This is a genomic window from Variovorax paradoxus (genome assembly GCF_902712855.1).
GTDB classification, from domain to species: Bacteria; Pseudomonadota; Gammaproteobacteria; order Burkholderiales; family Burkholderiaceae_C; genus Variovorax; species Variovorax paradoxus_Q.
Genome location: NZ_LR743508.1, coordinates 782865 through 805917 on the forward strand (window position 1 = coordinate 782865; position 23053 = coordinate 805917).

Annotated in this window: 22 protein-coding genes; 18 read left to right on the forward strand and 4 right to left on the reverse strand. The window is 63.8% G+C overall.

Going from position 1 to position 23053, the window contains the following annotated elements:
- Positions 1 to 55: 55 nt before the first annotated feature.
- From AACL56_RS30240 to AACL56_RS30250, 3 genes are read right to left on the reverse strand one after another with little or no spacing between them, the layout of a single operon-like run.
- Positions 56 to 529, reverse strand: a complete 474-nt coding sequence (locus AACL56_RS30240; RefSeq protein WP_339093733.1) for a hypothetical protein — start codon at positions 527 to 529, stop codon at positions 56 to 58.
- Entirely contained in the window at positions 526 to 1293 is a 768-nt protein-coding gene (gene stbB, locus AACL56_RS30245; protein WP_339093735.1) for a StbB family protein, read from the reverse strand. The genes AACL56_RS30240 and stbB overlap by 4 nt, the downstream gene beginning before the upstream one ends.
- Positions 1290 to 1766 carry a hypothetical protein gene (locus tag AACL56_RS30250; protein WP_339093737.1) on the reverse strand — a complete coding sequence of 159 codons (477 nt, stop codon included), beginning with the start codon at positions 1764 to 1766 and terminating at the stop codon, positions 1290 to 1292. The genes stbB and AACL56_RS30250 overlap by 4 nt, the downstream gene beginning before the upstream one ends.
- Positions 1767 to 2261: 495 nt before the next feature.
- Between AACL56_RS30250 and AACL56_RS30255 the strand changes: the two genes are divergently transcribed.
- The 3 genes from AACL56_RS30255 to mobF are packed head-to-tail and all read left to right on the forward strand — an operon-like array spanning position 2262 to position 7229.
- Positions 2262 to 2615 carry a hypothetical protein gene (locus tag AACL56_RS30255; RefSeq protein WP_339093739.1) on the forward strand — a complete coding sequence of 118 codons (354 nt, stop codon included), beginning with the start codon at positions 2262 to 2264 and terminating at the stop codon, positions 2613 to 2615.
- Entirely contained in the window at positions 2615 to 4207 is a 1593-nt protein-coding gene (locus AACL56_RS30260; RefSeq protein ID WP_339093741.1) for a type IV secretion system DNA-binding domain-containing protein, read from the forward strand. Before AACL56_RS30255 ends, AACL56_RS30260 begins: the two co-directional genes overlap by 1 nt.
- 13 nt (positions 4208 to 4220) lie before the next feature.
- Positions 4221 to 7229: a MobF family relaxase gene (gene mobF / locus AACL56_RS30265; protein WP_339093743.1), complete on the forward strand. Its 3009-nt coding sequence runs from the start codon at positions 4221 to 4223 to the stop codon at positions 7227 to 7229.
- A gap of 58 nt (positions 7230 to 7287) precedes the next feature.
- Here the strand turns inward: mobF and AACL56_RS30270 are convergent, their stop codons facing one another.
- Positions 7288 to 8142, reverse strand: a complete 855-nt coding sequence (locus tag AACL56_RS30270; protein ID WP_339093745.1) for a helix-turn-helix domain-containing protein — start codon at positions 8140 to 8142, stop codon at positions 7288 to 7290.
- Positions 8143 to 8283: 141 nt separating this feature from the next.
- Here AACL56_RS30270 and AACL56_RS30275 point away from each other — a divergent pair, with 141 nt between their 5' ends.
- The 15 genes from AACL56_RS30275 to AACL56_RS30345 all read left to right on the forward strand — a co-directional run bounded on the left by AACL56_RS30275 (position 8284) and on the right by AACL56_RS30345 (position 22951).
- A complete protein-coding gene (locus AACL56_RS30275) occupies positions 8284 to 8919 on the forward strand; it encodes a lytic transglycosylase domain-containing protein (RefSeq protein WP_339093747.1) in 636 nt (211 codons plus the stop codon).
- A 41-nt stretch (positions 8920 to 8960) separates the two neighbouring features.
- Entirely contained in the window at positions 8961 to 9335 is a 375-nt protein-coding gene (locus AACL56_RS30280) for a hypothetical protein (RefSeq protein ID WP_339093749.1), read from the forward strand.
- Positions 9336 to 9344: 9 nt separating this feature from the next.
- Positions 9345 to 9671: a hypothetical protein gene (locus AACL56_RS30285; protein WP_339093751.1), complete on the forward strand. Its 327-nt coding sequence runs from the start codon at positions 9345 to 9347 to the stop codon at positions 9669 to 9671.
- Complete coding sequence (locus AACL56_RS30290) at positions 9671 to 12172, forward strand: conjugal transfer protein TrbE (RefSeq protein ID WP_339093753.1); 2502 nt, start codon at positions 9671 to 9673, stop codon at positions 12170 to 12172. The genes AACL56_RS30285 and AACL56_RS30290 overlap by 1 nt, the downstream gene beginning before the upstream one ends.
- Positions 12172 to 12894, forward strand: a complete 723-nt coding sequence (gene virB5 / locus AACL56_RS30295; protein WP_339093755.1) for a P-type DNA transfer protein VirB5 — start codon at positions 12172 to 12174, stop codon at positions 12892 to 12894. The genes AACL56_RS30290 and virB5 overlap by 1 nt, the downstream gene beginning before the upstream one ends.
- A gap of 296 nt (positions 12895 to 13190) precedes the next feature.
- Positions 13191 to 14126 (forward strand): type IV secretion system protein, encoded by a 936-nt coding sequence (locus AACL56_RS30300; RefSeq protein ID WP_339093757.1) that lies wholly within the window; start codon positions 13191 to 13193, stop codon positions 14124 to 14126.
- A 60-nt stretch (positions 14127 to 14186) separates the two neighbouring features.
- A complete protein-coding gene (locus tag AACL56_RS30305) occupies positions 14187 to 15101 on the forward strand; it encodes a virB8 family protein (protein WP_339093759.1) in 915 nt (304 codons plus the stop codon).
- Complete coding sequence (locus AACL56_RS30310; RefSeq protein WP_339093761.1) at positions 15098 to 15910, forward strand: TrbG/VirB9 family P-type conjugative transfer protein; 813 nt, start codon at positions 15098 to 15100, stop codon at positions 15908 to 15910. Before AACL56_RS30305 ends, AACL56_RS30310 begins: the two co-directional genes overlap by 4 nt.
- 4 nt (positions 15911 to 15914) lie before the next feature.
- Positions 15915 to 17159 (forward strand): TrbI/VirB10 family protein, encoded by a 1245-nt coding sequence (locus AACL56_RS30315; RefSeq protein ID WP_339093763.1) that lies wholly within the window; start codon positions 15915 to 15917, stop codon positions 17157 to 17159.
- Positions 17156 to 18226, forward strand: a complete 1071-nt coding sequence (gene virB11 / locus AACL56_RS30320; RefSeq protein WP_339093765.1) for a P-type DNA transfer ATPase VirB11 — start codon at positions 17156 to 17158, stop codon at positions 18224 to 18226. The genes AACL56_RS30315 and virB11 overlap by 4 nt, the downstream gene beginning before the upstream one ends.
- 542 nt (positions 18227 to 18768) lie before the next feature.
- Entirely contained in the window at positions 18769 to 19395 is a 627-nt protein-coding gene (locus AACL56_RS30325) for a GDSL-type esterase/lipase family protein (RefSeq protein ID WP_339093767.1), read from the forward strand.
- A gap of 482 nt (positions 19396 to 19877) precedes the next feature.
- Positions 19878 to 20405 carry a 2,4'-dihydroxyacetophenone dioxygenase family protein gene (locus AACL56_RS30330; RefSeq protein ID WP_339093769.1) on the forward strand — a complete coding sequence of 176 codons (528 nt, stop codon included), beginning with the start codon at positions 19878 to 19880 and terminating at the stop codon, positions 20403 to 20405.
- A complete protein-coding gene (locus AACL56_RS30335) occupies positions 20402 to 21157 on the forward strand; it encodes an SDR family NAD(P)-dependent oxidoreductase (protein ID WP_339093771.1) in 756 nt (251 codons plus the stop codon). Before AACL56_RS30330 ends, AACL56_RS30335 begins: the two co-directional genes overlap by 4 nt.
- A 70-nt stretch (positions 21158 to 21227) precedes the next feature.
- Positions 21228 to 22214, forward strand: coding sequence for a tripartite tricarboxylate transporter substrate binding protein (locus AACL56_RS30340; protein WP_339093773.1), 987 nt, complete (start codon positions 21228 to 21230; stop codon positions 22212 to 22214).
- A 17-nt stretch (positions 22215 to 22231) separates the two neighbouring features.
- Entirely contained in the window at positions 22232 to 22951 is a 720-nt protein-coding gene (locus tag AACL56_RS30345; protein WP_339093775.1) for an SDR family NAD(P)-dependent oxidoreductase, read from the forward strand.
- Positions 22952 to 23053 lie beyond the last annotated feature (102 nt).

A 23053-nucleotide genomic window follows, 5' to 3' on the forward strand; every position in this document is an offset into this window, starting at 1 on the left:
CGACACGTTTTGACCGGGTCCTGAGCGACCCGGCGCAGGTCAAGGCCGTTTCGGTCTAACGTCGCAGCGCGGCCTCGACCTTCGCCCGCGTGGCCGCATCGAGCGAGGTCCACGATCGTTGCAGCGCCTGCCCCAGGTGCGCGTCATCGCGCTGCCCTTGCGCGATGGCGGCGACGGCGCCTGCACCGCAGGCCGCACCGCACAGCGCGCCGGCGAGCCACCACGGCAGCGCGTGGCGCGTGCTGCGCCACCACTGCGGTGGCACGGCCGTGGCGGCAAGGCTCGGCCGCACACTCAGGCAAGCCTCGATGCGCGCGGCCGCACTTGCGAGCCGCCCCGCGCTCTCTGCAATTGCGGCGGGGGCCTCGGTGCTGCGCTGTACGAGGGTGCCCAGCGTGGCGAGGTCCGCCTGCAGTCCCTCGTGCGCGGCCTGCGCGCTCGCGGCGGACGCCTCGGCGCGCTGCAGCAGGGGCTCGATGTCCTCCAGCAGGATGCGCAGCGCCGCCTGCTGCGCGGTAGCGGCGCTCATGCCGCGGCTTTGCGCGCCATGCGCACCGGCGCAGGGAACAGCAGCGCGTGCACCTGCGCCAGGTTGTCCTGCGCGGTCACCGCGAGGTCGTGCGTCATCTGCGCGGCCATGGCGCGCTCCAGCGCCTCCATGTCGCCCGCACGCCGCGCGTCGGCGCGCGCCCCCTTCCAGTCGGTGGTGTCGGCCGCAATCTCGCGCAAGGTGCGCCGGCTGCCCTTGGCGAGCTCGAAGGCCTCGCTGTGCGCGACGACTGCGTACGGCTCGAACACTGCGTTGCCGCATCCATCCGACGCGCCGTAGCCGACCACCTGCGCGTAGACGGCCGCGATGGGGTCGAGGCTGTCGCCGGGGTACTGGTTGAAGACGACGCGCACCTTCCGCGACTCGACCCCGAGCGCATGCAGCCAGTCGATCGTCGCGATGGTGTCGCGCTGCTGCTTGTCCGCGGGCACCGTGGGCACGAGCACAAGGTCGAACTCCCCCACCGCGCTTCGGTAGCGCGCCATCTCGCCCATGAACGCGGCGACGTTGGAGGCGCCCACGTCGACGATCACCTCGTCGTGGACCATGAGCTCGCGGAAGATCTCTCTGAAGCGGCTCGCGCTGAAGGCCTCGACGTCCAGCGCGTCGACCTGGTCGACCTCGCTGGCGTTGATCGATTCCACGCTCACGACGCGCGCGCCCGGCGAGAAGGCGGCCAGCAGGTGGACCGCCAGCGTGCTCTTGCCGACGTTGCCCGACAGGTTGAGGACGCAGATTTTCATGGGGGTGTGCTCCGGGGTTTGCGCGCGAGCGCGCGTGCGGCCGTTGCGTAGTCGCGCGACGCCGCGCGCTGCGCGTTCGCCAATGCGTCGAGTAACGCCACGGGCGAGGCGCCGGGCTCGCGCGTCCCGGCGGGCGATGCCGCCGGTCCGGCACCGACGTCCGACGACACGGTCCCGCCCACACCGCCCGGTATGACGTCCGAGGACGCGGTCTCGCTTATTCGGGCACGTGCGGCGCGGCGGCGCGCGCGCACCAGTGCCGCGCGGTAGTTGTTCCAGCTCACGCCCAACCCCGCGGCGCGAAGGCGCGCGTGGATGTCGGCGTGGCTGTGGCCCAGCGCATGGGCCTCGCCCACCAGACCGGCGAGCCGCGCAATAACCACCGAGACACTGCGCAGGCGCAGCGCCACGAGCGCTGCCGCACGACGCTGCAGCAGCGTGAGGACGTCGCGCTCCGGTTCGTCGGGTGTCATGGTCGGTTGCCTTGTTGTCCGGTGTGGAGATACATTTGAAGTCGTGCCGGTCATTTTGTATGGTCTCGCGAGACATTTCAAGCGATGGCGACACATGGGATGCGGTACAGACACGCCACCGACACGCGGCACGCGTTGCGGCAACAGAAGGAGCACAGCATGGAGGCATCGCGCATCCACATCGCTGCCGGCCTGCGGCCGGTGAGTCAGACGCGCCGGGACGGTCCTGCGGACCGACCCGAGGTCCCGCCCTCTTTCGGCGCCTCGGGGGCGTGCGCGTTGCAGGTCCCCGCGATTCTGTGCAGGCTCGGGGCGAGGCGCAGACCGCGCGCGGATGAGCCGACGTCGTCGCCCTCGCCTAGGGGGTCACACCATACGCACCCACAGGGTGCCTGCAAACCCGCGCCAGGGTTCGATTCCACAGTGTTACCAGCGCCTAGCTCAGTAACACCAACACGCGGAGTCGCCCTTATCGCCCTGCTTCGGAGGTAACACATGAGCAAGTACGTTCCGCTGCGTTTCAACGACATGGAAGAGGCTGCGTTGCTGCGCCTATTTGCCGTCTCCAACGACAAAGCCTTGGGCACCCACATCAAGCGTGTGTACTTCGACGCATCACAGCCCAATACCCAAGCATTGCAGGCGTTGCGCCTTGAAATGGAGCGGATGTGCGATGTGCTAGCCGCTCCGCGCGTCGCCAGGCCCCTCGCGGGCGATCCTGAGCTGGTGCTCAGCCTGCTGTGTGGGACGTACCTCATGGTGCGTCGCTCTGTTGGTGAGAGCGTGCGAGTACAGGCCGACCAATTCGTCGATGCGTCGGCGGTGGAGCTCTACCTCAGGGGCCGCTGATGCTTGGCGCCAATGTCACGCAGGACACTGCACTGCGCAGTTGGTTGGCGCTCGGCGCGGTGTGCAGCACGTTGCTCGGATGGTTGATAGGCGTCGCGATCTACTACCGTATGCCGATGTCGATTTTCGCGCGCGGGCTGTGGTTTGCAGCGAAGGCCACGGCAGATGTGCCGGCCTTGTGGGCAGGGCCAACATGCGGGCTGCTCGTCGGCACCGCCGTTTTCGTGTGGGTGGTGCGACGGTACACCACCCACTTCGGCGGTGCATCCTTCGTTACACGCCTGCGTGGCCCACGCATGGTTAGCCAGCCGATTCTCGTAGCGCAGACTCGCAAAGGTAAGGGCCAGTTGTGCTTCGCTGGCATACCGATACCCCACGCGGTCGAAAACACGCAGTTCTTCGTCGGCGGCTCGACGGGAACGGGCAAGAGCGTGTGCGTTGCGGGCTACATCGAGAGCGTCCTTGCGCGCGGCGATCGACTCATCTGCATCGATCCTGACGGCGCGTCGATGCGGCATTTCCACGCGCCGGGCGACCGAATCCTCAATCCTTTCGATCAGCGCAGTCAAGGATGGAGCATCTTCAATGAAATCCGCACGAGCTATGACTGCGAGCAGTACGCGATCAGCATGATCCCGCGCAGCCCATCGACCGAGCAGGAGACGTGGAACAGCATGGGCCGCACGATCGTCAGCGAAACCCTGACCGTGCTGGTGCGTCAGGGACAGGGCACGACCGAGCGCCTCGTGCATTGGCTGACGGGTGCAGGCAACGACGAGTTGAAGACATTGCTCGCCGGCACGCCGGCGGCAGGCTGCTTCCACGGAGCAACAGAGACACTGGCGAGCATCCGGACCGTTCTTACGCAATACATCACGCCCCACAAATATCTCCCGTCCGGTGATTTCTCGTTTCGCGATTGGCTGGAGAACGGGCAGGGCAGCCTTTGGATCACGTGGCGCGAAGACATGCTGCAGGCGCTCAAGCCTCTGATCTCGTGCTGGGTCGACGTGACCTGTGCGAGCGTGCTGTCGCTGCACGAGGAGCGTGCGCGCCGTCTGCACCTCGTGTGCGACGAACTGGATTCGCTTGAGAAACTCAACTACATCGTCGATGCCGCCACGAAAGGACGCAAGAAGGGGTTGTGCATCATGCCAGGCGTGCAGTCGCTGGCTCAACTGAACAATATCTACGGGCGGGAAGACGCACTCACGTTGCGCAACTGTTTCCGAAGCGTGTTCCTTTGCGGCATCTCCGAACTCGACACCTACACCGCGGAGGAGTTCTCTCGTGCTCTGGGCGAACACACCGTGGTACGCCGCGCGCAAGGGAACGGGCAGGGGCGGGCCGGCACAGGGCGGGCGGCTGCTGGAATGCGCCAGGACACCGAGCGGATCGTGTCGCCTGCCGAATTTCATCTCCTGCCGAACCTGACAGGCTATGTGAAGTTGGCGGGCAATTTTCCGTTGGCGCGTGTGCAGATGCGCTACAAGAAGCGGCCTGTGGTGGTAGCCCCCCTCGTGATTGCGGACGCGTTTCTTCAGCACCCTCAGGCTTCGAGCCTGCTCTTTACGGCGCCAGCCGGAACGTAGAAGCCGGCTTGCCATGCTCTCCTTCAAGTTTGTTTCCAATGCCGCAGGTGCCGCACACTATTTCGAGACGGCCGACGACTACTACGGCAAGGAGGGCCATCATGGCGAGTGGCTCGGGTCAGGTGTCGCCTTGATCGGGCTCGAGTCGGGGGACGCTGTCCAGCGTGAACAATTCCGACGCTTACTCGAGGGCGAGCTTCCTGACGGGCGCCGCGTGCGGACCAGCCGCACGCATGCGGGATCGCAGCGCAACGGAATCGATTTCACGTTCAGCGCGCCCAAGTCGGTGAGCTTGCAGGCGTTGATGATGGAGGATATGCGCGTTGTTCAGGCGCACGACGCAGCGGTCCGGGAAAGCGTGCAGTTGCTCCAGACCTTTGCGGTGGCGCGCAAGAAGGAGCGCGGCCTTTCATATCGCGAGCGCACTGACACGCTGGTCGCCGCGGCGTTCCGGCACGAACTGTCGCGCGCACAGGACCCGCAACTGCACACTCACGTTGTGGTCATGAACCTGACGCAGCGCGGCGACGGACAGTGGCGCGCGTTGGCTAACGAGGATCTGCTGCGCAACGTTAGATTGGTCGGGGCCTTCTACCGGAATACACTGGCAACCAAACTGCGGCAACTTGGTTTCGAGTTGCGTGCGACACGCAAGGGTGGTTGGGAACTTGCGCACATCCCCGAAGCTGCCATCGTGCTATTCAGTCAGCGCAGCCGCGAGATCGAACGTCTCCTTGCTGCAAGCGGCCGCGACCGAGACCATGCGAGTGCAGCTCAGAAGCAGGTGCTTGCGCTGGCGTCTCGCCCACGAAAAACGCAGAGCGACCGGGTTTGGCTTCGTGAGCATTGGCAACGATCGCTTCGTGAGGCCGGCCTGGATGTGCCGACATCGCAGAAATCGACGTCGGGCGTCGACCGCCCGACGCACCGCATGGGCATCGTTTTGAGCCGTATTACAGCCGAGAGACGTCGCGCGGCCGTGACATCGGACAATGCGGTCGAATTTGCGATCGCCCACCTGGCTGAGCGCCAGGGCATTTTCTCTCGAAGTGAATTGCTTGAGGTTGCTTATGGGAGGGCGGCGACGCACGCGTGCGCTTCGGACGTATGCGCCGCGCTTGACAGGGCGCGCAAAGATGGCCGACTGGTGCAGGAGATCGCGCTGTATCAAACAGCGCGCTCACTCAGCCTGACGGCAACAGAACTCGCCAAGGATCCGGCCGCGAACAGATTCAAGGCAAATGATGAGCGTGAAAAGCTGGCGCGTTCGTCCTGGATTGCATTGACGATGGCGACCCGCGGACAGACCCATTCGCAGGCAACGGCAGCCGTCGACGCGGCCATCGCGCGCGGCGCATTGGTCGCCACGGAGCAACGCTTTGCGACACCCGCCGCGTGTCGCAGCGAGCAGCACCTCCTGGCCATCGAGCGCGCGGGCAGAGGTGCCGTCTACCCTGTCGCCGGGACAAGTCGGGTGTTGTCACTGCTGAAGACGTCCGATCTTAATGAGGGCCAGCGGGCCGCGGTGACGATGATCCTGACGTCCCGGGACCGCTTCGTCGGCGTCCAGGGGCTGGCTGGGACGGGGAAAAGCCACATGCTCAGCAAAGCGGTTCAAGAGATCAAGTCGCAGGCAACGCGGCTTTCCACGCTCAGCGGCTTCAAAGTGATCGGGTTGGCCCCTTATACATCGCAGACTCGCGCACTTGCGACATTGGGGATGGCGTCCCAGACCCTTGCGTCGATGCTGGCGCGTAGGCGCGACCATGATCGCCTTGATGACCGAACCATCGTCTTTCTCGATGAGGCAGGGGTTGTGCCCGCTCACCAGCTGGAACGGTTGATGGCGCTGATCGAGCAGCGCCGTGCCCGCCTGGTTCTTCTCGGGGACCGACACCAGACCCATGCGGTCGAGGCGGGCAAACCGTTCGAGCAGTTGCAGGATGCAGGCATGACCAAAGCCTTCCTCACCGAGATACAACGACAACGTAACCCAGAGATCTGCGCGGCCGTGATTCATGCAGCGCGCGGCGAGGTGCCATTGGCTGTGCAGCGCCTCGAGCCGAGCATCGTCGAGGTGCGCGTGGATGCAAAACGACGTTCTCTGATCGCCGAGGCCTACGTCCGACTCTCAGAGCCTGAACGCACGCACACGCTGATCGTGGCTGGCACCAACGAAGCGCGACGCGAAATCAATGCGTTGATCCGACGAAATCTCAGTCTCGAAGGCGGCGAGCAGGTGTGTGTGCTGGAACCCGTCGACATGACCCGCGCCGAGCTTCGGTCGACCCAGAGCTATGACGCAGGACAGGTGATCATCGCTCAGCGCAGCTACGGTGACGATTTTCCCAAAGGCGAGCACCTTCAAATTGTCGATGTGCATCACGGCGAGGCGCGCAATGTCCTTGTAGTACGAGGCGAAGACGGGCGGTCCATTGAGTTCGATCCGTCAACCCGATCGATGCTGCGCGTGTATCAGCCGCAGATGGTGGAGATGGCACCTGGAGATTGGGTAAGGGCAAGTGCCCATGATGCTGAACAAGGGTTGCGCAATGGCGAGCGCTTTCGCGTAACTGCCGTGGACGCCACCCATCTCACGCTGGAGGGTGCCGGGGGGAAGGTCAGTGTGCAACGAAGCCGCGGCGCGCACCTCCAGCACGCCTACGCCAGCACCGTTCACTCGGCGCAGGGGCTGACGTGCGATCGCGTGCTCGTTGACGCCAACACCCGCAGCCTGTCGAGCAATCGTGCGATCTTCTATGTTGCAGTTTCGCGTGCGCGCGATCATGTCACCCTCTTCACCGATGATGCCTCGAGGTTGGCCACAGCGATGAGTCGGGAGCCCAAGAAATACGCGGCGCTCGAGTTGCGGGAGGCGACGGGCGAAGCCGCGATTCTGCGCGCACGCATCGATGGGAAGCCAATCGCCACCAATGCCCAAGCAAGGTTGGCTGCCACGCTTCGACCGAAGACGCTGAAGGTCTCTGAAAGGCGAGATACTCGCCTATCGACGCGAAGCTGATCGAGGAGTCAATTGCCTTAGGTGGATGCGCGGCGGCCTACTGCGTGCGGTGCAATGATCAGACAACGGGAACGCGAATGCTCAAGGCTGACACAAGCAGTGCCGCCTGGACGGGCTTCTCAAGAAACTGAGCCTTGAAACTGGTGATCGTCTCGGCAAGCTCAGCCACAGCACGAGGATCGTCACGAAGCGGGGGGCAGATCAGCACGACCGCGCTCGGGGACCTGCGCTCGCTCAATGCCGCATGCACGCTTGCAGTGTCGCTTTCTGGGATGGGCCAATCAATCACGTAACCATCGAATGGCTCGCGCCTTGCGGCGTCCAGAAAGGCCGAACCGACCGAAAATTGGTACGGCTCAAGACCCGCGTTTTCCAACTGCGCGCAAAGCTTTTTCCCTGCACGGGAATTCTTGGTCCAAAGAGCAATACGGTGATGCGGTGAGAGCTTCTGATCGACCTCGAGCCGTGCAATGCGCAGCGCATGTGCGTCGGGTGTCGATCCAGCCGGCATCACGAGATGCTCATTGCCCGTGCGCAGCGCAACGAATGCGTCGCCCGGCGCCGCAGCGTTGTCGGGACGAAGCCAGATCCTGCATGGAATGCTCGAGGCGCCGAGGCACAACGTGGCGCGGAACGACTGCAATGAGGATTCAGACGAGGAATCTTCCAGCGGGGCCACCACATGGCCGAGCGTCTCGCCGAAGTGAGCGCCGAGTGCGCTGAGCTCCTCCAGCGTCCAGGCCGTGCTTCGACTGATGCGTTGGTGAGCGGCAGCGCGCGACAGCGCGAAGAACTCCCCGATGAATGCCGAATGCCGATGCTTGGCAATGCCGTGCCGCTCCAGCAATGCGCGCACGGCATGCGCGCCGCGAGACATCGCGGAGTCTTCATCTGCGGACTTCTCAGCGGACATGAATTGTTCCAATGCGTAAGTTTTGCTGTTCAAGACAAAACGAAAAGCGTAGTCTTGAAAAACAAGATGAAAGCCAAAATGTCTTGTTGAACTGTACTACTTGAATGTGCTGCGCCTGCTTTCGATCAAAAGGACGAAGCAATGGTTGATATTCCGATCCTGCTCGAACAATGTGCCCCACAGGTGGCGCCAAGCTTGATGCGGGCACTTGTGCACATCGAGTCCGCTTGGCAACCCTTCGCCATTGGCGCAGATGCAGGTCAGGGATCAGTCACTCAGCCTCACTCCCTTGAACAAGCGGTCGTCACCGCGAGGCGGCTGGTGGATTCGGGCAGGTCGTTTTCGGTGGGTTTGGCTCAAGTGCATGTTAGCAACGTGCTGCGTTCAGGCCTGAGTTGGGAACGGGCGTTTGATCCCTGCACCAACCTTAGCTTGGGGCAAGCGATCCTGGCCGACTTCTATCGCGCGGCGGGCCGAGCTGGCTATGTTGGGGATGGCGCTGTGCGTGCAGCGCTTCGTGGCTACAACAGCGGCGGAATCGGTCGGTATGTGAGCGAGGGCTATGCCACCAACATCATCCGGCATGCCGATGCTTCGGGTAAGTCCGCCCTCTTACGCGCCAATACAGCGGTCCTCCAACTTGTGCCGTCGGCGCGCAGCGAAATGCCGGGGCGGCGCAGTTCGAGCGGCAGGTCGGCGGAATCCGAGGCTACGGATAGTCGTTCGCAGCAGGCCAGCGAGATCTTCGAGAAGGCCATGCCGGTCCCTGGCTTTTGAGAAGCCGGGCTTCACTGAAAAGCACCAACTTGGAGGACGCCATGAAGTCACTTTGGCTGGTCAAGCATCCAGAATCGTACGCAGCCATGGTCGCGCGAATTCGCGAGTTTCCATGGCGCCAGGCGGCCTGGGTAGCCGCATTGATGGGATCCAATTGCGCATTTGCACAGAGCCTGAAGCAGGCTGGCGTCAATATCTTCAACACCATCTACGGCGTCGTCGGCGTGATCGGTGCGATCGCTTGTCTCGTGACACTGTTGAACTGGGTCACTGGCAACTGGCTCGGTCGAGAGGACCCGAAGAAGATTTTTTTCCAAGCGCTGCTTGGCACGGCGCTGGCATTCGGCGTCGTCGCCATCATCCAGTTCGTGAAGGATGCGGTCGGCGGTTCGGCTTCCGGTATCTCTAGCCTCTGAGGTCCATTCATGGCCAACCACAGGTACGAGGAGCCACCGTTGGAGCGGGTGTCCGTGTATCGCGGGCCGCAGGTCCCGGTGTTGCAGGCTTACGTTCCATTGCCGGTGTTCGGCGCAGAGTGCATGACGCTGCTGCTGGGCATGCGCGTGATCGGTTTCTGGACGTTGCTGCTGATTCCGCTGCACGTCATCCTCGTGCTTCGAACCAACGAAAATCCGTTCTGGGTGCGTAACGTGGTGGCCAACTACCGGCACCGTTGGTTCGTGAGCCATCGGCGTGCAAGAGACGGTGCCATCGTTTTCAGCCCGCATCCGAGTCGCAAGGAGGTGAACTGATGCGCGCCCACGCGGTCCTCAAGGGTGAGCGCAGTGTTGCAAGCTGCCTGCCTTACTCCCAGCAGATCGATGAGCATACGGTGGTGACGCATGAAGGAGATCTCACCCGGACCATCGCGCTGCAGGGCGTCGCTTTCGAGACGATCGGGCACCGAGAACTCGACGGCCTGAACCAGCAATGGCTCGCCGCGATCAACAACGTTGCCCGCAGCCCTCATGTGGCGCTATGGACGCACGTGGAGCGACGCCAGGTGCACCACGACGTTTCGGCCGTCGCGTATGACAACGCGTTGTCGCGCGAATTCGCAAAGCAGTACGCAGGCAAGTTCGAAGGTGAGCGCCAGTTCGTCAACCATCTGTTTCTTTCACCGGTCTATCGCATTGCCGGCAACGGTGCGGATCGCATAGGCCTTCGTCTCGCGCGGGGTGCCGCAGACACCATGGCCCGCCTGCGCAAAGGCGCGGTCGAAGAGTTGCAGCGAGTGTCGGTCCAACTTTTGGCCAGCGCCAAGCGGTATCACCCGCGGTTGCTGGGCACTTCGGAAGTTGACGGTCAACTGCGATCACGGGTGGCACAGTTCTACGGACGACTTGTTCACCATGCTGACCGCCAGGTGCGACTCGGGGCATTCGAACTGAGCCAGTGCCTCCAGGCTGGGGCACTGCACTTCGGCGCGGAGACGGTGGAGATCCAGCATGCCGCAGGTTCGCGACTCGCCGCGTGTCTCACGCTCGTGGCCCCGTACACCGCCGAGCAACTCGACGTCAAGGTGTTCGATGGGCTTCTGTCGGCGCCCTTCGAGTTCGTGCTCAGTCAGTCCATCACGGTCATGGCATTCGACCGGGCAGATGCGCTGCTGAAATCTCAGTACAACAGGATCAAAAGCACCAGCGACAACGAAGAGCAACTCAAAGAGGTTGCTGCCGCGCGCACGAAGCTCCAGGCCGGGCGGTTCTCGATGCTTGATCACGAACTCGTGCTGGTCGTCTATGGAGACACAGTGAAAGACCTTAACCGAAATGTCAGTTCGGCGGTCACCTTACTGGACCAAAAGAGCATGGGCGTTGCGCGCGAGCGTGAAGGCGGACTGATCTGCGCGTATTTCAGCGTGTTGCCGGGAAATTTTCGGCATGGGCGCATCCGTGCGATGCCGATCAGCAGCAGCAACTTCGCAAAGCTATTTCCCATGCACAACCATCCCACGGGAAACGCCTATGGCAGCCAGTGGGGCCCGCCAATCGCGCTGCTGAAGACGGCAGCCTCAGGGCCGTATTACTTTAACTTTCATGTGAGTCGCGACCGCCTTCTCGAGCAAGGCGTGCGTTTGGACTATGACGACGCTCCGGATTCGGTTGAGTTGCCCAGGAGCGGTGCCGCTGCGGCAGGGCAGGGGCAACGGGCGCATCGCAAGGAACTGGGCAACTACAAGATCATCGGCCGATCAGGAAGTGGAAAGACGGTTCTCAAGCTAGCGCTTCGGCTGCTAGCCCGGAAAGCGGCTACGAGGGGCGGCAAGGTGCTGAGGATCTTCAGCTTCGACAAGGACTACGGCGAGGAGATCTGCATTCGCGCCATGGGTGGGCGCTACTTCCTCATCGCTGCGGGCGAGCCGACCGGGATGAACCCGTTCTCGCTGCCACCCACGCCCGAGAACATCGCGGTGATCTTGAGCATCATGACGTGGAACGCGCAGTTCGGCGGAAAGTACGTCATGTCCCACCGCGACGAGGAGGACCTGTTGAGGGGCATCCGGCAGGTCTATCAACTCGAGCCGCAGCAGCGTCGCTACGCACGCGTGCGAGATGCGCTGTCGACCCACCAGGAGCACAGTCTCTACCATGCGCTGGGCCGATGGTGCGACGCTGGCGCGTTCGCATGGGTGCTGGACAACCCGCAAGACCGCTTTGATCTGGCGGGCTGCGACACCTTCGGTTTCGACATGACCAGCTTCCTGGACATTGAAGAAGCGCGCACACCGATCCTTCGGTACTTGACCCACAAGATCGCGCAACAGGTCGCCGGAGCGCCTCACATCATCGACATCGCAGAAGCCTGGCGTGCATTGAAGGACCCTCTGATGCAACGGTTCATCGAGGACAAGGGCAAGACGATACGCAAGGAAGATGGCGTGATCGGGCTCGACACGCAGGAGCCGAGCGACATTAGCAGGTCTCCGCTGGGCAGCACTTTGCTTTCACAGTTCCCGACGCAACTGCTGCTTCCCAACAGCGAAGCGGAGGAAGAAGACTACATCGACGGGCTGAAACTCACGCCGCGCGAGTTTCACCTCGTCAAGCATACCGAGGAGAACTCCGGTCAGTTCCTTCTGAAGAAGGGCGCCGAATCCGTTCTTGCACGTATGGATCTGTCCGGTCTGGAGGACATGCTCTCGGTGCTGTCCGGCAGCCTGGACAACGTTGAGGTGATGCGAACGGTCATTGCGGAAGTGGGACCAGATCCGCATTTGTGGCTGCCTGTTTTCCATCAGAGGAGAGTGTGATGACGATCGTCCATTGCTGTCGAGGGGTACTGATCGCTGGTGCCATGTGCCTTGGCCTTCTGCAAGCGACGCAGGCGCAGATACCGGTGACGGTGACCAGTGACGTTCCGGCCACCGTCAACCAGATCGAGACCATTGCCAAGTGGGTGGAGCAGCTAAATGCGATGGACAAGCAGCTCGATCAGATGAAGCAGCTATACAAGACGCTGCAGGGTGGCCGAAACATGGGCAGCCTGCTGAACAGCGACCTGGCCAAGCAGTATCTGCCTGAGGATTTTTCGGCAGCGGCGCGGTCGCTGCGGGACGGCACGGGTGCATTCGCGGGGATTTCCGGCAGCCTTGACGACATTGTGCGAGCGAGTCAGTTGCGGACGTGCGCCGAACTGAACCTGGATGCGTCGCGGCGCACGCAGTGTGCCCAGCAATGGCAGCAGCTCGCTCTTCAGAAGCACATCGGCGAACTGGGCTATCGAAAGGCTGCGGAAAACATTCGCAATCTCCAGACCTTCGTGGCGTCGATCAACGGTTCGACTGACCAGAAGGCGATCTCCGAAGTGCAGGCACGCATCCAGGTGGAGACCGTTCGAATGCAGAACGAACAGATGAAGCTGTCAACGATCCGGGCGATTCAGGAGGCCGACGTAAAACTGCGAAGGCAGGCTGCGACGGACGCTTTCAACGCGGGACTGGCCCGTGGGTCTGCCGGTGGCATTCGGTTTTGAGGTTATGTGTTCATTCAAAATCTTCGTCAGTTGCTCCCTGGCGTTTGTCACGGTTTCATTCGCGGCTTGCGGCAACCAATCAAACTCGAGCGCTCTCGAAGTCGACGCCGCGTTCGTGGCTGCCGAAGCAGACAGGGGAAACCTTGACCCCTTGAAGGACCTCGGTATTGCGTGCCATGCTGAAACTGTAAAACTTCATCGCCGAGATCGGCAGTGCGCGACCTTAGAAAAAGCCGGTTCGCTTCGCAAGCCGCTGGACACGCGGTTCTGAAGGTAACGGATGATGAGGTGACGCAATGGCTGACAACATCATCGGTGATATATACACCCACTTTGACAAGGCGCTCAGTGGTTTTTATGAGGGTGCAGCGAGCGGCATCTCCGCGTATGTGATTCCGGTGGCCTGGATCGTGCTCGGAATATGCGTATTGATCTGGTGCTATCTGCTGATGCAAGGCAAGGTGGCGGTGCCTGCGACCGACTGGCTGCTTAAGTTCATCGGGTTCATGCTGGTACTGCACGTGATGGGCAACGGCTATCTGGGTTGGGTGGCAACCCCGATCTTCAATCTGCCTTCCGAGTTGACGGCAGCCGCGAGCCATTCCTCATCCGACGCTCCCACGCTGCTGGGGCAGGTCAACACGAAAGTCGTCGATCTGATCTCGGCACTCTTCACAGCTGCAAGTAGCTTCGCGAGCGATCTGGCGATCGGGGCAGCCATCACGGTCTTCCTGCTGACGTTGCTTGTGACCGCGGCTGCATATCTGCTGCTGTCAACAGCCTTGTTTGCCGTGATTTTCGCGAAGCTCGGCCTGAGTCTCGTGCTTGCCGTCGGTCCATTCTTCGTACTAGCGCTGGTGTTACCACAGACAAGGAGCTTGTTTTTCTCGTGGATCTCGACTGCGCTGTATTTCGTCTTCTACCACCTCTTCACAGCACTGTTCATCTTCTTGTTCATAGGCGTCGTCGATGTGTACCTTTCCAGACTTGCCTCTCAAATTGACAGATCCGGTGGAGGAGAGGTGTCTGCTATGGCGGCGCAACTTATTGACGCTGGCGGGAACCTGAGCGTCATTGCGATATGCATTCCAGTGATCCTAATCTCGTTGGCGATGTTCTGCATGTTTTTGCAGATTCCTGCCATCTGTGCATCGATGACCGGCGGCAGTGGCGGCACATTCTTCCCAGGTCTTGGGGCTCTGGCGCGCATGCGGCGGGCAGGAAGGGGGTGAAGTGGCAATACGTATTTTTACATCGGTGCTCTTGTTGAGCCTCTTCGTGGCGGTCGCGGGGTGCAGTACATCCAAGGCTCCGCCGGGCTGGCCATCCGGAGAGCCGCGGCCGATCAACGCAACCTCGGCGAATGGCGCGCGGTGATGGACAAACAGGTCTACTTCGCGGCTGCAGTCGATTGGGATGCGCAGCGCAGGCTCGACCTTGAGCGCCGGGCCGCCCGGAGCACGGGCATTGCTTGGGTCTGCGCGGTGCTCAGCGGGCTGAGCATGCTGAGCGTCAGCGTGTTGCTGCCGCTCAAGCAGTTCGTGCCCGCCGTGATCCGCGTGGACAACGCGACAGGGGCCTACGATGTGCAGGCGCCTGGGGAATTGGTCCGAGTCGGCCTTGCTCGTGACCAGAAGATCCTGCTGTCGGACGTCGCTCGCTATGTGCTTGCGCGTGAGGGCTTCACGCGTGGCGAGGCGGAGACCAACTACAGGACGGCCTATCTGATGTCCTGCGGCCCCGTGCGCGGCGAGTGGGAGGCCTATTTCAATCCGCACCTCAATGCGCAGTCGCCCGTCAACACGATGAGTGCCACGGACTCCGAGCGCGCCGAGATCCTCAACGTGACGTTCTTGCCGACCGACCGAGAGGATCTTCGCGTCACTCAGGTTCGCTTCGACAAGACGGTGACGCGGGGCGTGTCGCCGCCGGTGCGCACGCGCTACATCTCGACGCTGACGGTGCAGTACGACGCCTCCAATGTCCCGGCGCAGATCAAGGATCTGCAGATCAACGCCTTCGGTTTCTGTGCGATGAACTATCGACGCGACCAGGAGGGTGCGCCGCAAGTGCTCACATCGACCGCTGCGAGCGGGGAGTTGTTCGGTCACCCGAACCGTGATGCAGACGCGGCTGCCTTTTCAGCCGGCTCCTCAGCTGGCTCTTCTTCTGCAACCTCTCGGCCCTTGGCGGCGGGCGCGCGATGAGGCCCTTTGCAGTCGCATGGCTGGTGCTCGGGGCTGCGCTCTCCTGGCAGAACGCAAGGGCGGAGATCGGCACCGTGGCAACGACGCGTGACGCGCGAATCCAGACCGTGCGTTACACGAGCGACGATGTCATTCGCATACGTGCGGCGGAGGGCGTGGTGACGACGATCGAGCTGGGGCAGGGAGAGCAGGTGCAGGATTTCGCGATGGGCGATCGTGACGCTTGGCACGTGGCGAGCAGTGGCCGCTTGCTGCTGATCAAGCCCAAGGATGTCAAAGCCGACACGAACCTGACCGTTTTCACTGATCGGCATTCGTATCTTTTCGTCCTGCGGATCGTGGCGCGAGGCACCCGGGATGTCGCTTACTGGGTGCGACTCGTGTATCCCGGCGAGAGTCTCGGCAGCATGCCGGACCGCGCGCAGTTGGAGCGCCAGCAGGTGCACCGCGACTTGGTCGGCGCGGCCCTCGAAGGGGTCTTGAATCGGGACTACTGGATTGTGGGCTCGCAGGAGCTGCAACCCCTGGCCATGCATGACAACGGGCGCCAGACATTCATGCGATTTTCGGCGGCGCATCCCTTGCCTGCCGCCTTCGTCGTCGAACCCGACGGCACAGAGAGTCTGGTGGACTTTCACGTGGAAGGAGACACAGTGGTGCTGCATCGTGTGGTCGAGCGCGTATTGCTGCGCCGAGGCAATCAGGTGGCCGGCATCACGAACAGAGCGCCCTTGCGGCCCACGGACTCGGCGGCCACGGGCACCGCCAGCGAGAAGGTGCAGCGTGCGCTGCGGAGTCCGGGAGGGTGATGGGATGTTCAAGGTCAACCAGGAGCCGCCACTGGCCGAGGAAGACCGCGACGGCGTGGTCGAGCCGCCACGCGCGGTTGCGCCAGGTCAGAAGCTGATCCTCCTGGCCACTGCCGGCGTCGCGGCATTGCTGATCCTCTGGGGCGTTGCGAGCCGCAACCACTACTTCGGTCTTTTTGGCGCTGCCTCGCACAGCAAGGATGAGGTTCATGCCGAGGCGCGCCCAGTCAATGTGCCGGAGGTCCGAATCCCGATGGCCTTGGGCGGGCAGGCAGTGCCTCCGCCGTCGTACGTCGAATGTCCCGGCGGCCTGCGATTGCCGATCGGATTGAATTGCCCGGAATCCGTGCCTTCTGTGCCCGTCGCGTCTTCTGCGCCTTCGAGCGATGAGTCCCTGGCGCAGCGCGTTCGCGAGCGCCGCCTCAGGAGCTCGATCGCGTTCGCTGCGTCCGCGGTGGGCGTGCGGCCCGGGGTGGCGCTCGGAGGTGCCCCGGCGGCAATCGCGCCGGCGCCTCCCGCAGCAGCGGAGACCGCTGGGTCCACCGTGTTAGGGCGTTCGCTCAGCGGCACAGCCACCGCGGGCGTGAGCGCCTCGCTCATCGGCAATCCCTCGCTGACGTTAGCCAAAGGAACTCTGCCGGACTGCACGCTGCTCACGGCGATCTTGAGCGATCAGCCGGGTTTTCTGAAATGCCTTCTGAGCGCGCCGGTCATGTCCATGGATGGCAAGGTCGTTCTCATGGAGGCCGGTACCACGTTGGAAGGGGAGTATGCAGCCGGCGTACAGCCTGGGCAGCACACGATCTTTACCTTGTGGACCCGTGCGGTAACGCCCCATTTCGTCGTCGTGCCACTGGCCTCGCCGGGCGCGGATCCGCTCGGACGCGCAGGCACAACCGGCAGCGTCGACAACAAGTGGATCGAGCGCTTCGCGGGTGCGCTCTTGTTTTCGCTGTTCGAGGATGCGAAGCAGGTCGCGATCGCGAAAGACGATGCGCGCGCTACGCGTCGCGCTGCCAACCAGTCTGGCGACACGTACAACATCGGCACGCAGGGCACATTGTCCCAGCTTGGCAACACCGACAGCACCACGCAGTCGGTCGTCCAGGAAATGCTGCGTCAGGGGGGACAGGCACGGCCCTCCCTCTACAAGAACCAAGGCGAGATCATCAAGATATTTGTCGCACGGGACATCGACTTCTCGAGCGTGTACGCCCTGCGGCCTGTCGACGCGCCATCAATGCCATGAGCGAAGCGGACCGACACCTCTCGATCCTGGCGCATCTGCGGCTGCTGCAGGGCTGGCTCGACGACGCCGAGGTCAACGAGATCGCCGTCAACGCGCCTGGCACGGTGCAGTTGTGGCGCGGCGGCGTCTGGCGCGGCGTAAGTGCACCTGCAGTCGACTTCGACTACCTTCAGACGCTGGGCGGCTTCCTCGCGAATCTTTCACGGAAACCGTTCGACGATGGACATCCCATTCTCTCGGCGTATCTGCCCGGCGGCGAGCGCGTCGAGATGACCATGCCGCCAGCAGCCGCGCGCGGCATGATCTACCTCAACATTCGAAAGCACACCAGCCAGCCGTTCTCCATCGAGCAGTTTGCCGCACAGGGCTATTTCGATCGCACGCGGCACGCTTTTGCGCCGGGCCTGTCTTCCGCAGACCGCGACGGGTTGGCTGCATTGCTCGAGCCCTCGCAACTGGCGCGGTGGAAGCTCGCTGTTGCAGGCCAATGGCCGACACTGCTCGCCAATGCGGTGAGCGGCCGGGAGAACATCCTGGTGTCCGGCGCGACGGGTTGCGGCAAGACCTCCTTCGTGCGCGCGCTTGTTGAACTCGTCCCCGCATGGGAGCGCCTGATCACGGTGGAGGACACGCCAGAGATGCCGCTGCGCAGTCATTCCAACTCGCAGGCCCTCTTCTATCGGCGGGAAGGCCATGTCGGCGAACGCATCGTCGGGGCCACGGCCAAGGAAGTGCTCCAGGCAGTCATGCGCAAAACACCACATCGGGTGCTGCTGGCGGAGCTGCGCGGCGACGAGACATTCTTCTATGTCCAGAACGTCCTGAATTCGGGCCACCCGGGCGGCATCACCACAGTCCACGCGAACTCACCGCGCGATGCCTTCATGCGCGTGGCGCTACTGATCAAAGCATCGGACGAGGGGCGCAGCCTCGCGCTGGAAGAAATTCTCCATCTGCTGCACATGCTCGTGCATGTCGTTGTCCAACTGGAATTCGATCCGGCTGATGGTCGCCACGTTCCCGCGATCTATTACGACCCCATGCAGGCCGTGGCAATGGCTCGTTGAGGGCGTCGCATGCTCGACAGTTCCTGCCTCGCCGCTTCGGTAGGTGGCGCAGTGCAGCCTCAAGCAGCCTCTGGCGGGGTAATAGCCCGTGCAGTTTCATCCCAGTGCGCCTGTGAAAACTCCCTGATCGCGACGCGGAGCTGCGACACGGCAATGCGGGTCATGCGTCACGCGACGTGGTGGCGATCGACTTGCTCAACGCAGGGATGAACTGCGACAGGCATTCCAAGCCATTCGGGTCCGATCTTGCCGTGTATGTCCACAAGGTCGCCGACTGAAAAGCCAAGCCGGTTGGCGAGTCCTTGCACATGGGCACAGAACTGGACGGACGGACCATCCAGCTTCGTCGGATGCGGCCGCTGTTTCTCCTAAGGGCTCAGGTCTTCTGCACAAAGTAAGCGCACGCATCCCGTCGAGACCATCTGCTCCACAATTTCGCCTCAATTGCTCCTTACTGTCGATGGGTGCCTTGTTCCATCCGCATCCCGACCCGCCATGCCCGACGGCTCCAGGCCTTCGCTCTTGCGGCCGCCGCGCTGGGTGTGACGCTTGCCGCCGGCTGTTCGCCGTCCCGTGTCGCACCGATTGTCGCCCCTGTCCGCTCGGCTGCGACGGATGCGCCGGGACCCAAGCTGGGTGCTGCCTGCAGCGTCGAGCTGTACGGCGATTCGATCCTGCACGGCGGTTACCTCGGCGACCGAAGACTGCGGGAACCGCCGGCGGACGCGCTGCGCCGCCTGCGCCCTCGCTACCGCGTCGTCGACCGGACGGTGAACGGCGAGACCGCGAGCGCGCGGTCGGCGTCGTTCGCAAGCGAGGAACGCGTTGGCCGCATCGTGGTCATCGAGCACGGGCTCAACGACGCGATGCAAGGGCTGCCACTGGAGAGCGCCTTGCGCGCGATGGTCGCTAAGGCCAGGGCGGAAGGCCGCCAGGTGGTGCTCACAGGCCTGTCGCGCACCTTAACCGGCACCGAGGTGCGCGCGCTGGGCGATGCGGCCGTGCGGCGCGTGGCGCGGGATCTGGCCGTGCCCTTCGCCGACTGGGGCAGCGTGCCGGTGCGCGCCACGGAGATGGCGGACATCCTGCATCCCGCGCAGGCCTATTCGGGCCGGCTCGTCGAGCACCTGGCAAGGGTGCTGGACACGGTCGCGCCCGAGTGCGTGTGAGCGCGCGCGCCGCTGCGTCGCTCGCCCGCTGACCGTTCCATTGCGGCATCGCGCGATTGCACGACGCCATCGACGGCACGGCCACAGAGAAGGCGATCCGGACATCGCTCCGATTGAATGAAGGGCGGGCGAGCCCGTGGGCGCGCTAGCCCTGAGCGACGCTTTTCTTCCGACGACCCGCATCCGACCGCTTGCTTGCGCGCGGTGCGGACGATCCCGCCTGCCCGGTGCGGATCGCAAGGACGCACCTCCAAAAAAAACAGCCCGCACAAGGCGGGCTGAATGGCCCCGATCTCGCAAAGGGCCTGTGGAGGGAGGTGTCCGCCGGAGGAATCAAGCGGACCACCGAATGATCGCGGCCCATTTGGGAGATTTTGTGGAGGACTTCGGCGTGGCGCCAGTTCGTCAGGGTTTTACACAGGGCGGCGCTTTCGGTAGGATTGTCTACAATATGGACGTGTATCCACAATATGGACAAAACCATGCCCCTCGACGATTCGGACCCGAACCCCAAGACGCCCTACCAGTACCCCAACCCTCCGGACGCATTGCCCGAGATCGTGGTGCCCCACGCCATTCCGACCGATGAGCGGCTGTGGGTGCCGCAGGCAGAGAACGTGTGGTTCCGCCCGCTGTGCCTGAACGCGAGCCAGGGCTACTGGATGAACCTGCTGCGCGTGCGCAAGTCGGGCGTGCTGAGCCGGCATCGCCATCCGCAGGCCGTGCACGGCTTCGTGCTGAAGGGCCGGTGGCGCTACCTGGAGCACGACTGGGAAGCCACCGAAGGCAGCTACGTGTACGAGCCGCCGGGCGAGACGCACACGCTGTACGTGCCGGAAGACGTCGAGGAAATGATCACGTACTTCCAGGTCAACGGTGTCATGTACTACACCGACCCCTGGGGCAAGGGCATGGGCTACGAGGACGTGTTCACCAAGATCGACATGTGCCGCAAGCACTTCGAGTCGGTGGGGCTGGGCGCGGACTTCACCAAGCAGTTCATCCGATGAGCGCATCACCCGCGGGCTACGGCCGCGCGCGCTACGACTTCGCCGGCAGTGTGGCGTTGGTGACCGGCGGCGCGAGCGGCATCGGCGCCGAGGTGGCCGCGCAATTGCGGCACAGCGGCGCGCGCGTGGCGGTGTGGGACATGGCCGAGCCTGCCGGCGACGACGCCTGGCAGGTCGACGTGACCGATGGCGCCATCGTCCAGCGCGCCGCGCACGAGGCGGCCGCGCGCTTCGGCCGCATCGACTTCGTGGTCAACAGCGCCGGCTTCGCCGGACCCACCATGGCGCTCGACGCCTACGACCCCGCCGTGTGGCGGCGCATCGTCGATGTGAACCTTGTCGGCACATTCAACGTGTGCCGCGCCGTGGTGCCGCACATGCGTGCCGCGAACGAGGGCGCCGGCGCAGGCCGCATCGTCAACATCGCGTCGCTCGCCGGCAAGGAGGGCACGCCCGACGCCTCGGCCTACAGCGCGGCCAAGGCCGGCGTGCTGGCGCTGACCAAGTCGCTGGGCAAGGAACTGGCGACCACCAGCATCCTGGTGAACGCCATCGCGCCGGCCGCGGTGCGCACGCCCATCCTGGCGCAGATGTCGCCCGCGCACGTGCAGACCATGATCGGCAAGAGCCCGATGCGGCGCCTGGGCGAGAGCAGCGAGGTCGCCGAGATGGTGGCGTGGCTGTGCTCGGGCTCGTGCAGTTTCAACACCGGGGCGGTGTTCGACCTGTCGGGAGGGCGCGCCACGTACTGACCCACTTCTTTTTCACTTCCCCCACAAGAACCGACAACCGGGTCCCGGCCTGGACCCACGGAGACAACCCATGATTCGATTCGTCCACATGAACCTGCGCCGCCTCGCGGCCCTCGCCCTGCTCCCCGCGGCGGCGCTCGGCTTCACGAGCCATGCCTCTGCGCAGGCGCGCGACTTTCCCAACCACCCGATCGAGCTGGTCGTGCCCTTCCAGCCCGGCGGTGGCACCGACGCACTCGCGCGCGCCTTCGCCGAGGCCTCGCAGAAGCACATGCCGCAGAGCGTGGTCATCGTCAACAAGCCCGGTGCCAGCGGCGCGATCGGCTGGCAGGACGTGATCAACGCCAGGCCCGACGGCTACCGCCTGGCGGTCGTCACGGTCGAGGTCACCACGCTGCCCAACATGGGCCTGGCCAAGTTCACCTACAACGACATGACGCCCATTGCGCAGCTCAACGCCGACCAGGCCGCCATCACCGTGCGCGCCGACGCGCCGTGGAACACCATCGAGGAGTTCCTGGCCGCCGCGAAGAAGGACAGCGGCAAGATCAGCGTCGGCAACGCGGGCAACGGTTCCATCTGGCACCTGGCCGCGGCCGCGCTCGAGGACAAGACCAACGTCAAGTTCAACCACCTGCCGTTCCAGGGCGCGGGCCCCGCGGTGCTCGCGCTGCTCGGCGGCCACATCGACGCAGTGGCCGTGAGCCCCGCCGAAGTCACCACCTACGTGCAGGCCGGCAAGTTCAAGATGCTCGCGGTCATGGCCGACCAGCGCGTGAAGGGTTTCGAGAAGGTGCCCACGCTCAAGGAACGCAACATCGACCTGGTGCTGGGCACCTGGCGCGGCATTGCCGCGCCGAAGAACACGCCGCCCGAAGTGGTCGCCTACCTGAAGGACGTCAGCAGGAAGGCCGCGAACGAACCCGCGTTCCGCGCCGTGCTCGACAAGCAGAATCTCGGCTTCGCCTACGCGGACGACGTGGCGTTCAAGGCCGTCATGGCACGCGACGCCGCCTACTTCAAGACCCTGATGGGCAAGCTCGACATCAAGAACTGACCACCGACACACACGACATGACCTATCAGCCAGGACTCTTCAACGGCAAGCGCGCGCTCGTCAGCGGCGCCACGCAGGGCATCGGCGCCGTCATCGCCAACCACCTGGCCGCGCTCGGCGCGCAGGTGACGGTGCTCGGCCTCGGCGCCGGCGACGGCACGCTCGACGGCGGCATCGATGCACGGCAGGCCGACGTCACCTCGGCCCGCAGCGTCGACGACGCGCTGGCCGACATCGACCGGCTCGACATCGTCTTCAACTGCGCCGGCATCATCCAGCGCGGCGCGGAGCACGACCTCGAGGTGTTCGAGAAGGTGCTGGCCGTGAACCTCACCGGAACCATGCGCGTGTGCGGCGCCACGCGCGAGCGGCTGAAGGCCAGCAAGGGCTGCATCGTCAACACCGCGTCGATGCTGAGCTTCTTCGGCGGCGGCCTGGTGCCGGGCTATGCGGCCAGCAAGGGCGGGGTGGCGCAGCTCACCAAGTCGCTGGCCATCGCCTATTCGGCCGACGGCATCCGCGTGAACGCGGTGGCGCCTGGCTGGATCGCCACGCCGCTCACGCAGGCGCTGCAGGACGATCCGGCGCGCGCCGGCCCCATCCTGGCGCGCACGCCGATGGGCCGCTGGGGCACGCCCGACGACGTGGCGCGCGCGGCCGTGTTCCTCTGCACGCCGGCGGCATCGTTCATGACGGGCGTGATCCTGCCGGTGGACGGCGGCTACATGGTGAGCTGAGGCGCGCTCGCCGGGCGCCATCCCGGCAGGGCGGAAAAAGGGCGCATGGATAATGGCCCGGCCCCTCTTCCGGGCTCCTGGCCCTCCAGCCGCAGGCTCCTC